The sequence below is a fragment of the Shouchella sp. JSM 1781072 genome (genome assembly GCF_041949915.1).
Classification (GTDB): domain Bacteria; phylum Bacillota; class Bacilli; order Bacillales; family Bacillaceae_D; genus Shouchella.
The window spans coordinates 1,245,376-1,258,781 of the sequence record NZ_JBHFQE010000001.1 but is presented as its reverse complement, the minus strand read 5'-3'; the positions used below and the strand labels follow the sequence as shown (position 1 = coordinate 1,258,781).

Genomic DNA, 13,406 nt, shown 5'->3' with positions numbered 1-13,406 from the left:
TTTTCGCATCAATTTCAGATTATGAAAGTGACTCAGATTTTATCCTTTTATTTTAAGGTGAAAAGTCAGAATTGACGAATAAAACGTATTCGGTTACAGCGCAATTTCCATTACGATAGTACAAAATAGGTAGGGGGATAAGGGAATGAATCAATGTCTCAAGTGTAAGAAGTTTATCAAGAACGAATGGTTTAGTTGTGTTCACGGCTGCACGTTTTGCAAGGCTTGTACAGAATTAATGAAAAGTGTTTGTCCAAATTGTAACGGGGCACTTTGTAAAAGAAATTCGAACAAAAAGGCACTTTTCATTATCGATGTTCAAGAAGCATTTAACGATCCAAGTTGGGGAGAGCGTAACAATCTTGATGCCGAAGCGAATATTAATAAAATATTAAAAACCTGGCGGGCGAATGGGCAAATGGTGGTGATGATTACGCATGTGTCAGAAAACCCAACTTCATTGTTTTATAAAGGGAGTAGCAGTCAACAATTAAAATCTAGCCTTCATCAGGATCCTCATGATTTTCATATTGAAAAACAAGTTAATAGTAGTTTCGTTCATACGGATTTAGAAAAAATGTTGAAAGAGCATGGCGTGACAACCGTTGTGGTAACTGGGTTAACAACACCACATTGTGTCTCAACGACGGTAAGGATGAGCGCGAATTTAGGTTTTGATACATATGTGGTGGAAGACGCAACAGCCGCTTTTGAGCTAACAGGACATAACAACCGCTACTATGACGCAAGTACGGTTCATGAGCTATCGCTTGTAACACTAGAGGGGGAGTTTGCAAAAGTCATGACGACGGAGATGGTGGTAAAAGAAATTTTTGTATAAGACGGTCAAAACAGTTACATTGATGTAGCTGTTTTTTCTTTTTAGGACAAGCTTATTAATTTTGGATAAATTTTAGTGATTTTAGGATTAACGCATGCCTCATGCTGAGATAGGATAGAGCTAGGAATATGAGGAGGGGATTTTTTTGAAAGCGCTTAAATTATGTGGGGTTATGCTTTGTGCGGTAGCAGTGTTGGCAGGGTGTAACAATTCGAGTTCTGGTTCAAGCGAAGGAGAACTCGTCATCTATACGACTAGAAGTGAAAATTTAAATGAGGCGGTCATTCCAAATTTTGAAGAGGAAACAGGCATTAAAGTGCAAACGATTTCGGCAGGAACGGGTGAGGTGGTGACTCGTGTCGAGTCTGAGCGGAATAATCCGCAAGGGGATATTTTATGGGCAGCTGATGTGACGATGCTTCACGATAAAACCGAACTTTTTGAGGAATATGTGTCGCCAGAAGATGAATTTATGATGGAAGGTTTTAAAAATACAACAGGCTTTTTCTCACCAGCTTTTTCAGATCCAACGGTATTTATCGTCAACACAGATTTAATTGGCGATATTCAAATGGAAAGTTTTGAAGATCTATTAAATCCAGAGTTAAAAGGGCGGATCGCGTTTGGAGACCCGGTTAATTCAAGCTCTGCGTTTCAGTCGCTAGTGGCGATGTTATACGCGGCTGGTGACGGTGATCCTATGGCTGACGAGGCTTGGACATTTGTAGAAGCGTTTCTAGAAAACTTAGATGGCAAAGTGCAAGGGAGTTCTGGTCAAGTCCATAGAGGTGTAGCAGATGGTGAGTACACAGTCGGACTTACTTGGGAAGATCCTGTTATTCATTATATGCAAAGTGGGGCTGCGGTTGATGTAGTCTTTCCAACTGAGGGAGTGGTGTACCCAGGACAATCGGTACAAATTATTAAAGGGACGGATAATTTAGAAGGGGCAAAGAAATTTATAGACTATGTACTGTCTGAAGAAGTGCAAAGCCGAACGGGCATGGAACTAACGGTTCGTCCGCTCCGTGAAGGAATTGAAGTAGCGGACTATATGACGCCTCAAGATGAGATCCATTTATTTGAAGAGTACGACGAAGACTACATCATTGAGCACACCGATGATATTACAGCTCGCTATGTGGATGTACTTGAGCAATCGATGAACTAGCAAACAAGATATGCAGGGGAAAGGAAGCTCTGCATATCTATTTTTCTATTAAAGGGGATGAAAGAATGAGTGTTGCCATTCACATTGATCGTGTCGTAAAAAAATATGAAAACCAGACGGTTATAGATGGGCTATCGGTCGAAATAAAAAAAGGAGAACTTTTTACATTACTTGGTCCTTCTGGATGTGGGAAGACCACATTATTGCGGATGATTATTGGATTTAATTCAATTGAAGGCGGTTCCATCAAGCTTGATGATGAAGTGATTAACCATATTCCTGTTAATAAGCGGAAAATGGGCATGGTGTTTCAAAACTATGCGATTTTCCCTCATATGACGGTTGCCGACAATATTGCATTTGGTTTAAAAGCACAAAACCAAGATAAACAAACAATGAGAAAGCGAATTGAAGAGATGATGAAAGTTGTTCGGATCGAAGAACACCAAGCAAAAAAGCCTGATAAACTGTCTGGTGGTCAACAGCAACGCGTAGCCCTTGCTCGAGCTTTAGTCATTAATCCGAAAGTGTTATTGATGGATGAACCATTATCAAATCTTGATGCAAAACTACGCGTGGAAATGCGAAACGCGATAAAAGATATTCAGCAAGAAGTAGGCATTACAACAGTCTATGTCACGCATGATCAAGAAGAAGCCCTCGCCATTTCCGATCGAATTGCTGTGATGAATAAAGGGGTTATTCAGCAAATCGGAAAGCCGGAAGCGATTTATCTGCGCCCGCGGACATTGTTTGTCGCTCAATTTATAGGGACTTCAAATATAATAAAAGGTATCATAACGAGGCAAGGCGATAACCACTTTCTTTCATTTAACGATATGTATAAAGAAAAACTTCCTAACTTAGTTGAATCAGTAGTAGATGGGGAAGAAGTGTGGGTATCCGTTCGCCCGCAAGAATTTGTCGTCACAAAAGAGGCAAATACCATCTCTGGAGTTGTTAACAAAACGATGTTTTTAGGGATTAATACTCACTATTTTGTTGCACTTGACTCGGGTGAAACGGTGGAAGTTGTTCAAAATATCGAAGACCATGCCATTATTCCAGAAGGGACATCGGTGCAGCTAAAAGTAAAACCTGCGCTTATTAATGTGTTTCATCAGTTTAGTGAAGAGACGCTAATAAAGGCAGGTGAGTAACATGTTTCGCAAAATTTTTAACGGCTGGAATCTAATCACGTTATTCATTTTACTATTTTTCGCTTTATTTATCTTATTCCCGGTCATTCTTGTATTAAATAAAAGTGTATATGATGCGGAGACAAGTAGCTTTTCTCTCCAGTATTTCGCGCATTTCTTCGATCGTAAATTTTACTGGGTGACATTATGGAATAGCATAAAAGTTACGGTTGTTGCAACCTTTTTGGCGGTTATGATTGGCTTGCCTTTGGCGTATATTCTTAGGAGAGTGAAGATCTTTGGCAGCAAAGCCATTCAAATTTTAATTATTGTCTCGTATATTTCACCGCCTTTTATCGGGGCTTATGCGTGGATTCAATTGCTTGGTCGTGGTGGCGTGGTTACGTCGTTTATAAATGACACATTTGGCATGAATTATGATGGAATCTACGGATTCGCAGGAATTGTACTCGTATTGACGCTGCAATCCTTTCCATTAATTTTCATTTATATTTCAGGCGCTTTGAAAAATGTGGACAATTCGCTGATTGAAGCGGCAGAGAGCCTAGGGTATTCTGGAGTGCAGCGCATGATGAAAATCGTTGTGCCATTGATTACTCCAACGCTTTTAGCGAGTGCGCTCCTTGTGTTTATGCGCGTCATTGCAGATTTTGGTACGCCGATGTTAATTGGTGAAGGCTACCGAACGATCCCAGTATTAATCTACACACAATTTATGAGTGAAGTGGGCGGAGATGCTGGATTTGCAGCGGCAATCGCAGCGATTTTCATTATTGTCACCATTGCCTTGTTTTTAGTGCAGCGGATTATATCAAGGCAGTATGCCTATTCCATGTCTGCGCTTAAACCAATGGAAGTGAAGCGTTCGTTCGGAATAAAAAATGTTCTAAGTCACAGCATCGTTTATGTCATCGCGCTGTTGTCCATTTTACCGCAACTGGTTGTCATCTATACGTCCTTTCTTGAAACAACAGGTGGTCAAGTGTATACCGGACGATTCTCGCTCCAAAACTACGAAACGATCCTGTTTAATCGGGATCTATCAATGATTCTAAATACGTATAAGCTAGGTTTTTTTGCCATTATCATCATTGTCATCATTGGCATCTTTATTTCATATTTAACGGTCCGAAAACGAAATGCCATAACGTCTACTCTTGATACCATCTCAATGCTTCCGTTCGTCATTCCGGGATCCGTTCTTGGGATCGCGCTTGTTTTTGCCTTTAATGACGCCCCGTTTTTCTGGACGGGAACGGCATTTATTATGGTGCTTGCATTCGTCATTCGACGTATGCCTTATACGATTCGATCAAGTACAGCGATTATTAGTCAAATCAGCCCGAGTATGGAAGAGGCAGCGATAAGCCTTGGGGCTTCTGAAAAGCGAACGTTTTTTAAAGTGGTTATACCGATGATGATGCCAGGTGTGCTTGCTGGCGCCATTATGAGCTGGATTACCATTCTAGGTGAATTGAGTGCGTCCATTATTTTGTATTCAAGTAACACACAAACACTCGCTGTATCCATTTATTCAGAGGTGATTCGAGGGAATTTTGGCAATGCATCTGCTTATTCGGCGATTTTAACGGTAACATCAATCTTGTCTCTTCTATTATTCTTTAAATTAACGGGAAAAAAAGAAATGAACCTTTAATAAAATGAACGACTGCTTTCGTATAGAAGGCAGTCATCTTTTCATTCTAGCTGTGGAGGGCGCGGTCTATGAAAACAAAGAAATTGAAAGACGAAATCAAGCGCTCTTTTTTCATGTATGCAATCGTTGTTCTTATTTTTATTTTTATTGTGTATGGATTATCTCTTGCTGTCAGTTTTCAAAATTCCGTTGTGGAGCCCAGTAATCGCAACCATAAAAAGGTTGTCAATCAACTAGAATCCGGCTTTATGTCATATTATCAAGGAGTGGCAAAACTAGTGGAGAACGACACGATTCGTTCATTCCTTCAAACCGGCGATTACAGTCGAGAAGTATATGAGACGTTGTATGACTTTCGAAATAACGAAGAGCTTCACGCAGAGTTTGTCTTACTTGATAAAAATGAAACCCCCGTTGCCACAAGTTTCTATGATGGAATGGAAGACGAAGTCAGGCGAAGTATCGCGTTAAACGAGCTTATCCAAAAAAGTAATGAACAAGGGATGTTTGGTCGACGGTTAAATCAACAATTAAGAAATCAGAACGATTATGTGTCATATGCTATCGCTTCTCCTGTAATCGAAAATGACGAGATTAATGGCTATGCGCTGTTCTTTTTAGAACGACTATCATTCGCTAATCAACCTTATACGTACGTCGTTGATTCATACGAAAATGTCGTTTTTACAAATCAAGATTTTGGCGTGACGTCTTTAGGAAAGCTAGACATACCTTTAGATAGAAAGTGGGTTCGCCATGAAGGTGAAAATTTCTATCAAACGAAGACGGTTTTAACACAACTAGGTCTAAAGGTCATCACTTTAACGCCCATTACCATCTACTGGTTTTTATTGTTTTATGGACTCGCTTCCATCCTTATCAGTAGCTTCGTCATACTATTAATTGTTTGGTTTGTCACCCCAAAAATTGTTACATCATCCCTACAACCATTTGATCGTTTGGTCGCATTCATGCAAGCAAAAAAGGATCAGTCATTTTTTCAGGCGGATCATCAATATGAAGAAGTCCAAACGATCTATGAAGAATACAAAAGTCGAGTCTCAGAAGTAGAGCGACTTATGGTTGAAAACGAAACTATTTTGGAAAAAAAGAGAATAAGTGAGATGAAGCATCTGGAAGCAAAGTTTAATCCCCATTTTTTGTTTAATGTGCTGGAGATGATTAAATATGAGATACACACAGATCCAGAAAGTGCGTCAAATATGGTTGTAAAAACGGCAAAACTGATGCGCTATAATGCTAATTTTGGTCATACGATCGTGATGCTTAAAGAAGATATTGCCTATTTAGAGGATTATTTTTCCTTGCAGAAAATGAGGTACGGAAAGCGGCTTGACTACGAAATTAACGTGGATCCTTTTTTATTAAAAGAAGCGCAAGTACCGAAATTGCTTATACAGCCGTTAATTGAAAATGCAGTTAAGCACAATATTAATCAAACGAGTAGACTGTTTATTGAAATTTCCATTAAAAAGAAAGGCGATAGTCTGCTGATCAAATTAATAGATAACGGTGCGGGAATGACTGAACAGCAGCTTGAGAAGATCAAAGCCATTTATTTGGGAGAAAAAGAAGTGCAAGAGCAAACGGGTCTTCATACCGTCCATCATTTGATTACGCTCTTATATGGAAAATCATATGGATTACATATGGAATCAACACTTGAACACGGAACAGTTGTATCTATCATACTACCATTTAAGGAGAGAGACCTATGTTGAAAGTTGTAATCGTAGAAGACGAGCCCATTCTTTTAAAAGGCCTGCTTTACCGAGTGGACTGGTTTAAAAATGATTGTGTGGTAGTGGGAACTGCCGAAAGTGGGGAGGAAGGGTGTCAATTAATTCACGACACACAACCTCATATTGTTATTACAGATATTCGGATGCCTTTTAAAGATGGAGTAGAAATGTTGCAAGATACAAAGTCTATCTATCATTATGAAGCCATTATTCTTTCTGGTTATGGCGAATTTTGCTACGCCCAGCAAGCAATCCGATTAGGCGTCCATAATTATATGCTTAAACCTGTTGATCTAGGAGAACTTGAAAAAACATTGCAAGAACTGGTAGCACGAATTGTTGAAAAGCAACAGATGAATCGATCCAAGACCGCGCACCACATTCTCCATTTAAAAGCAGAATGGGAACAGCCTGCTTCCTATACTGCTGCTGCGATTGGCTATATTAAGGAACACTATCAGCAAAAGGTAACCCTTGCTATGGTAAGCGATGCGATTGGGCTTTCAACAGTCAGTATAAACGCAAAAGTCAAACAAGTGACAGGATATAGCTTTAATGAGCTCTTAACCAGATATCGTCTTTTAAAAGCGGTCGAAAAACTTCAAAATGAAGCGAGTCTTATATATGAAGTCGCTGAACAAACTGGGTTTAGTGATTACAAATATTTCAGCCAAGTCTTTAAGAAATACGTCGGCCAGTCGCCGAAACAGTTTATGCAAGACAGGTAAGTTGAAACAACCAATAGAATTAAGGAAAATTTGAATAAGAAAAGGGGAAGAATTATATTAGTTCCACATCATTATCCTGTTTCCGATTCCATCAGATGGATACGCTGAATGAGTAACTATGAAACAAAAAAGTGAGGTCGCATTTTCTAATTAAAATGAGATTCTTCCGTTTAATGAATTGCTCATTGAGGAATAGAAGTATGAGTACAAATTTTGGGAGGAATACAGTCATGAAACAACAACAAATTCAGTTACGTGAACGTCCGGATGGATGGCCGAACCAAGAAACCTTTGATTATAAAGAAATTGACGTTCAGCAGCCACACGACGGGGAAGTTGTTCTGAAGACACGCTACTTATCAGTGGATCCGTACATGCGTGGTCGAATGAACGATGCAAAGTCATATGTGGAGCCGTTTCAAGTTGGTGAACCGTTAAATGGTGGCATTGTAGCAGAAGTTGTTGAAACAAAGTCGAATGATCTTAAAGTCGGTGATGTTGTGACCGGTTCCCTTGATTGGCAGGAATATAATACGGTATCTGCTAACAATGTTCGTAAATTAAATTTACACGGAGCACCCATGTCTACAGCTTTAGGGGTACTAGGGATGCCAGGTTTAACCGCCTACTTTGGAATGTACCATATTGGTGAACCGAAAGAAGGCGAAACCGTAGTGATTTCAGGTGCAGCTGGTGCAGTCGGCTCAATTGCAGGACAACTTGCGAAACGGAAAGGTGCTCGGGTTGTCGGAATTGTTGGTTCTAAAGAAAAAGCAGACTATTTACGCTCACTTGGATTTGATGAAGCAGTGAACTATAAGGAAGACCAAGTCGGTAAAGCGTTAGAAAAAGCTTGTCCAGATGGCATTGATGTCTATTTTGAGAATGTTGGTGGAGAGATTTCTGATCAAGTTTGGCCGCTCCTGAATACATTTGCGCGTGTTCCAGTATGTGGAGCAATTTCTGCTTACAATTTAGAACAAGGTGAAGAGGATATTGGACGTCGCGTGCAAGGCTTTTTAGTGAAATCTCGTGTGAAAATGCAAGGATTTCTTGTTGGTGATTTCCAAAAAGATTTCAAAGAAGCGTATGTAAACTTATCTCAATTTGTACAAGATGGTGAACTAAAATTCGAAGAAACCATACATGAAGGCATCGAAAAAGTACCAGATGCATTTTTAGGCTTGTTTAAAGGGGAAAATATTGGCAAGCAGCTTGTAAAAGTAAGTGAATAGCACAAAAGAGGGAGTGGCAATTTTTTAATTGCGCTCCCTTTTTTTGTTATTTAATTTTTAATGCAATAATGACGACAATCAAAGCAAGAGCGGCGAACGCACCACCTATGGTCGCATTCATTTCAACGATAAACTGATCAATTGTGATACCGCCAACAACCGAGCCAATCGCCATCCCAACGTGGGTGGCAGAATTGTTAATGCTTTGCTGGATGTCTGACGTTTTTGGAGCAGAAGCCACTAAATGTCCCTGAATGGCTGGTGTAATGGTCCAGCTTAAGAAATTCCAAAGCATCAATAATGGGATTAACCATATACCATTATGTGTGAAGAGTGGAATCAAAAAGAGGACAAGCGAAAAGAATGCTAACGCAATCGTCATCGTTTTCCGATTTCCGAAACGATCGGATGCAAATCCGCCGAACCAACTTCCACAGATGGCTGCAAGTCCGAACAACAGGTACATGATGCTTATTGTATTCCCTTCGATCTGTAAAGTAGATTGAAGAAAAGGTGTTAAATAACCATAAAGGGTTAAGTGTCCAATAAAAAATAGAATGGAGACGGAATGTACTAAAAATATTTTTGGCTGACCTAACGCTCGTAGCTGGGTTCTTAAGGGTACGTATGGTCTGGGCTCAATTTTGTTTAATGTAAAATGGATTAAAATCATTAAAATAAAGGTTACGATGACAATGAAGATAAAAGGCGCACGCCAACCCCATTCATTGCCGAGAAAAAGACCTAACGGCACGCCAAGCACCAGCGAGGCACTGACCCCCATTAATACGGTTCCAATTGCTCTAGAGCGGTTTGCCTCCGAGCTGATCTGTGAAGCGATCGTTAAACATAAAGAAACGAGAAGTGCAGCCCCTGAGGCAGATAAAACCCTCGATACCAATAAAACCGTTAAACTAGTACTAAAAACCGCAATACCGTTTGAAAAAATAAATAGTAAGAGAACAATCATAATTAACTTTTTCCGTTCCACTTTTGCTGTCAATGACAATAAAAGCGGCCCTGCAATTGCAAAACTAAAAGAGAAAGCAGAAATTAATAAGCCTGCTTGACCGAGAGAAATATTGAGATCGCCTGCTATTAATGGCAGAATACCACCAACAATTAACTCAACTAAACCAACAATAAATGTTAACGTTGTTAATAAATAAATTCGTTTGTCCAAAAAGCATTCCTCCTCAAAAAAACAGGACCTCCCCATGTATCGGGAGGCCCTGCATTCAAGCAATCATTTGCCAATTCGCTAACATAACGCCCATAGTTATGTCGCCTTTATCATTGAATAAGTTAGCATGGGTTGGAGGAACTGTCAACTTGACTAGATCTTCTCTCGGTAAACCATTTCTGTTTCGTATTGTGTATCCCTCGTGACGTAGGTACCAGCTATTAAATCGTGAAGTGAACGTCTAGATTTTGAGACACCAACCATAAACGCACTAACAAGCAATAATGCGAAAGATAAGAGTAAGCCTGCCGTTAAGAGCGTTAAGACATTATTTGATAAGGTTGAAGCTGGAAAGTCTACTGTTTGAAAAGAGAAAACGGCCCAAATTCTCGTATCTAAAGTAAGAGCAAGATAAATGACTGGTAGAGTAGTTGGAAGAACGTAAAGGAGACCACCGACTACATTCCGCTTAATCATTGTCCATAAGCGCACGTTGCTGCCATCCATATGAATGATTCGAATAGTACACGCACGTTTTCCAATTGTATAACCGTACCAGACGATGGGCACTACGAGTAAATAAAGAAACTGAATGATTTCGGTTATGCCGTTTTGCCAAGACGTGATAAACATAAAACCAAGTAACCACGCAATCAGGTTAATAAAAAGGCCATCTAAAAACAAGGCACCTAATCGTACCCAAAAGCCAGCTGGATTATTTTCCATATGAAATGCCTCCTTTTTGTAAAATATACCATAATTCCATCTATTCTGTATAAAGTAACAAAAGAAGAATCGAGTAGTTGACTCAAAACTTACACTGCCCTTGTAAATGTGGTACAATCTTTAATTGGATCATAAAACGAACTTGTTACGATAAAAGGGCTGATAATAGATGAGTATATTAACGGTAAAAGACTTAAGTCACGGCTTCGGTGACCGTGCGATTTTTCAAGATGTGTCGTTCCGTTTGTTGAAAGGGGAACACATTGGATTAATCGGTGCAAATGGTGAAGGTAAATCAACGTTCATGAATATTATTACTGGAAAACTTATGCCTGACGAAGGAAAAGTAGAATGGTCAAAAAAGGTGCGTGTCGGTTACCTTGATCAGCATACGGTTCTGGAGCGCGGTATGACGATGCGTGATGTGTTAAAAGGAGCTTTTCAGTATCTTTACGACATGGAAGCGGAAATGAATCAAATGTATGACAAAATGGGGGACGTCACGCCTGAAGAGCTGGAACGTCTTTTAGAAGAAGTGGGCGTTATTCAAGATACGCTGACGAATAATGATTTTTATACGATTGATGCAAAAGTAGAAGAAGTGGCTCGCGGACTAGGTCTAGACGATGTTGGTTTAGAAAAAGATGTGGAAGACTTAAGTGGTGGGCAACGAACAAAAGTGTTGCTTGCAAAGCTCTTATTAGAGAAACCAGACATTTTGCTATTGGATGAGCCGACAAACTACTTGGATGAACAGCATATTGAATGGTTGAAACGTTATTTACAGGAATACGAAAATGCGTTTATTTTGATTTCGCATGATATTCCGTTTCTTAATAGCGTTATTAATATTATTTACCACATGGAAAATCAAGAGCTTAATCGCTATGTTGGGGACTATGATCATTTCTTAGACGTACATGAAATGAAAAAGCAGCAATTAGAAGCGGCTTACAAGCGTCAGCAACAAGAAATGGCACAGTTAAAAGACTTCGTTGCTCGTAACAAAGCTCGTGTCTCAACACGAAATATGGCAATGTCGAGACAGAAAAAGCTAGATAAAATGGACGTCATTGAATTAGCCAAAGACAAGCCAAAACCAGAGTTTAACTTCAAAGAAGCACGATCAACAAGTAAGCTCATTTTTGAAACAAAGGAACTTGTGATTGGCTATGATGAACCATTATCCAGACCATTAGACTTACGTATGGAGCGAGGGCAAAAAATTGCTTTAGTTGGCGCAAATGGAATCGGAAAAACAACGCTTTTAAAAAGTTTATTAGGCATTCAAACACCGATTTCTGGCTCTGTTGAACGTGGGGATTATCAGGAAATTGGTTATTTTGAACAAGAAGCGAAAGTTTCTAACAATACGTGTATTGAAGAGATTTGGCAAGAGTTCCCTTCTCTTGGTCAAGGAGAAGTGCGTTCAGCGTTAGCAAAGTGTGGGTTAACAACGAAACACATCGAAAGCAAGATGGTTGTGTTGAGCGGGGGAGAAAAATCAAAGGTTCGTTTATGTAAGCTAATCTATCGCGAATCAAATATCTTGGTTCTTGATGAGCCGACAAATCACCTTGATGTGGATGCAAAGGAAGAATTAAAGCGTGCATTACGTGCGTACAAAGGCAGTATTTTGCTCATCTCTCACGAACCAGAATTCTATCAAGACATTGTCACAGAAACGTGGAACTGTGAAAACTGGACAACAAAACTTGTGTAGAAGAAAAGCTAAGACCGAGGAGGTCTTAGCTTTTTTTTGAATCAAAAATGAGTTGATAAAACGCTAAATCAAGCCAGCGATCAAACTTGTACCCAGCTTTTTCAATCGTTCCACTATAAGTGAAGCCGAATTTCTTATGTAAGCCAATGCTTTGTTCATTCGACGCATCAATGCCTGCAATCATCGTTTTATAGCCATTTTGTTTGGCTAACGCAATTATTTCGGTTAACAGTTGAGTAGCAATTCCTTTTTTTCTTTGATTGGGATCAACGTAAATAGAATGTTCAATACTGTATTGATAAGCTGGCCAGGCTCGGAATGAACCATATGTCGCGAACCCAATGACGTGATTGTCTTCTTCAAAAACGAGAATAGGGTGGTTCGCCTCAAGCTTTTGAGTATACCATGTTTCCCGCATGTCGAGTGTATGAGGCTCGTACGAATAAACGGAGGTTGTATGTAGAATCGCATGGTTGTAAATGGTAAGAATTTCTTGTAAGTCGGTTTTCTCAGCTGGACGAATCATGGGATCTAGTTGCACCTCACTCTTTTTTTTCAATAATCTCTATTATATAGACTTCTGCACTTGCCGTGAAGAGGAATTTATTACGTATTTTGCAGGAATACATCTTATGGAAAAAACAAACCTTAATGAAGAAATGAAGGAGTGTTTGCTGGCATGAATCGAGCCGTTTTTTTAGATCGTGATGGTGTGATTAATGAAGTCTTAACCAAAAGAGTGAAATTTGTAAATAAACCAGATGATTTTCATTTATTAAAAGGCGTGGCGCTGGCTATTAAGCAGTTAAATGAAGCAGGATTGTTTGTATTTGTTGTAACAAATCAAGGTGGGGTTGGGTTAGGATTTCTGAAAGAAGAGATGTTGCTTCGCATCCATGATAAGATGATAAACGATTTAGAGGAAAAAGAAGCAAAAATTGATGATGTTGCTTATTGTGTACATAAGCCGAAAGCAGGGTGCTTGTGTCGAAAGCCAGGAACACAAATGATTAGAGACCTGGCTCAAAAACATCATATTGATCTAAAAAGAAGTGTCATGGTTGGAGATCGGGAGCCTGATATTGAAGCTGGCAGAGCAGCAGGTTGTAAAACAATTCTTGTCGGTGAGCGATACCAAGGTGATTTCGGGGCAGATGCAATGGTTAAAAGTCTGCAAAAAGCAGTACCATGGATTCTTGACCAATTTTAAGCAAGATCA

12 protein-coding genes are annotated in these 13,406 nt (G+C 39.6%); 9 read left to right on the top strand and 3 right to left on the bottom strand.

Going from position 1 to position 13,406, the window contains the following annotated elements; genetic code table 11:
* Window positions 1-145: 145 nt before the first annotated feature.
* The 7 genes from ACE1TH_RS06680 (at window position 146) to ACE1TH_RS06650 (ending at window position 8,555) form a co-directional block, all read left to right on the top strand.
* A complete protein-coding gene (locus ACE1TH_RS06680; protein WP_375078609.1) occupies window positions 146-841 on the top strand; it encodes an isochorismatase family protein in 696 nt (231 codons plus the stop codon).
* Window positions 842-986: 145 nt separating this feature from the next.
* Entirely contained in the window at window positions 987-2,012 is a 1,026-nt protein-coding gene (locus ACE1TH_RS06675) for an extracellular solute-binding protein (RefSeq protein WP_375078608.1), read from the top strand.
* A gap of 65 nt (window positions 2,013-2,077) precedes the next feature.
* Window positions 2,078-3,172, top strand: coding sequence for an ABC transporter ATP-binding protein (locus tag ACE1TH_RS06670; RefSeq protein WP_375078607.1), 1,095 nt, complete (start codon window positions 2,078-2,080; stop codon window positions 3,170-3,172).
* A 1-nt stretch (window position 3,173) separates the two neighbouring features.
* Entirely contained in the window at window positions 3,174-4,829 is a 1,656-nt protein-coding gene (locus ACE1TH_RS06665; RefSeq protein ID WP_375078606.1) for an ABC transporter permease, read from the top strand.
* A gap of 68 nt (window positions 4,830-4,897) precedes the next feature.
* Window positions 4,898-6,571, top strand: a complete 1,674-nt coding sequence (locus ACE1TH_RS06660) for a sensor histidine kinase (RefSeq protein WP_375078605.1) — start codon at window positions 4,898-4,900, stop codon at window positions 6,569-6,571.
* A complete protein-coding gene (locus tag ACE1TH_RS06655) occupies window positions 6,565-7,320 on the top strand; it encodes a response regulator transcription factor (RefSeq protein ID WP_099300655.1) in 756 nt (251 codons plus the stop codon). The genes ACE1TH_RS06660 and ACE1TH_RS06655 overlap by 7 nt, the downstream gene beginning before the upstream one ends.
* A 230-nt stretch (window positions 7,321-7,550) precedes the next feature.
* Window positions 7,551-8,555 (top strand): NADP-dependent oxidoreductase, encoded by a 1,005-nt coding sequence (locus tag ACE1TH_RS06650; protein WP_099300656.1) that lies wholly within the window; start codon window positions 7,551-7,553, stop codon window positions 8,553-8,555.
* A 46-nt stretch (window positions 8,556-8,601) separates the two neighbouring features.
* Here ACE1TH_RS06650 and ACE1TH_RS06645 read toward each other — a convergent pair whose 3' ends face one another.
* Both ACE1TH_RS06645 and ACE1TH_RS06640 read right to left on the bottom strand, forming a co-directional pair.
* Window positions 8,602-9,738, bottom strand: coding sequence for an MFS transporter (locus tag ACE1TH_RS06645; protein WP_099300657.1), 1,137 nt, complete (start codon window positions 9,736-9,738; stop codon window positions 8,602-8,604).
* Window positions 9,739-9,891: 153 nt separating this feature from the next.
* Window positions 9,892-10,464: an RDD family protein gene (locus ACE1TH_RS06640; RefSeq protein ID WP_375078604.1), complete on the bottom strand. Its 573-nt coding sequence runs from the start codon at window positions 10,462-10,464 to the stop codon at window positions 9,892-9,894.
* Between the two features lie 169 nt (window positions 10,465-10,633).
* Here ACE1TH_RS06640 and ACE1TH_RS06635 point away from each other — a divergent pair, with 169 nt between their 5' ends.
* The gene (locus tag ACE1TH_RS06635) at window positions 10,634-12,187 is read left to right on the top strand and encodes an ABC-F family ATP-binding cassette domain-containing protein (protein WP_375078603.1); all 1,554 of its coding nucleotides are present in this window, start codon (window positions 10,634-10,636) and stop codon (window positions 12,185-12,187) included.
* A 25-nt stretch (window positions 12,188-12,212) separates the two neighbouring features.
* Here ACE1TH_RS06635 and ACE1TH_RS06630 read toward each other — a convergent pair whose 3' ends face one another.
* Complete coding sequence (locus ACE1TH_RS06630) at window positions 12,213-12,713, bottom strand: GNAT family N-acetyltransferase (RefSeq protein WP_375078602.1); 501 nt, start codon at window positions 12,711-12,713, stop codon at window positions 12,213-12,215.
* A gap of 153 nt (window positions 12,714-12,866) precedes the next feature.
* Between ACE1TH_RS06630 and ACE1TH_RS06625 the strand changes: the two genes are divergently transcribed.
* Window positions 12,867-13,397 carry a D-glycero-alpha-D-manno-heptose-1,7-bisphosphate 7-phosphatase gene (locus tag ACE1TH_RS06625; RefSeq protein WP_375078601.1) on the top strand — a complete coding sequence of 177 codons (531 nt, stop codon included), beginning with the start codon at window positions 12,867-12,869 and terminating at the stop codon, window positions 13,395-13,397.
* Window positions 13,398-13,406 lie beyond the last annotated feature (9 nt).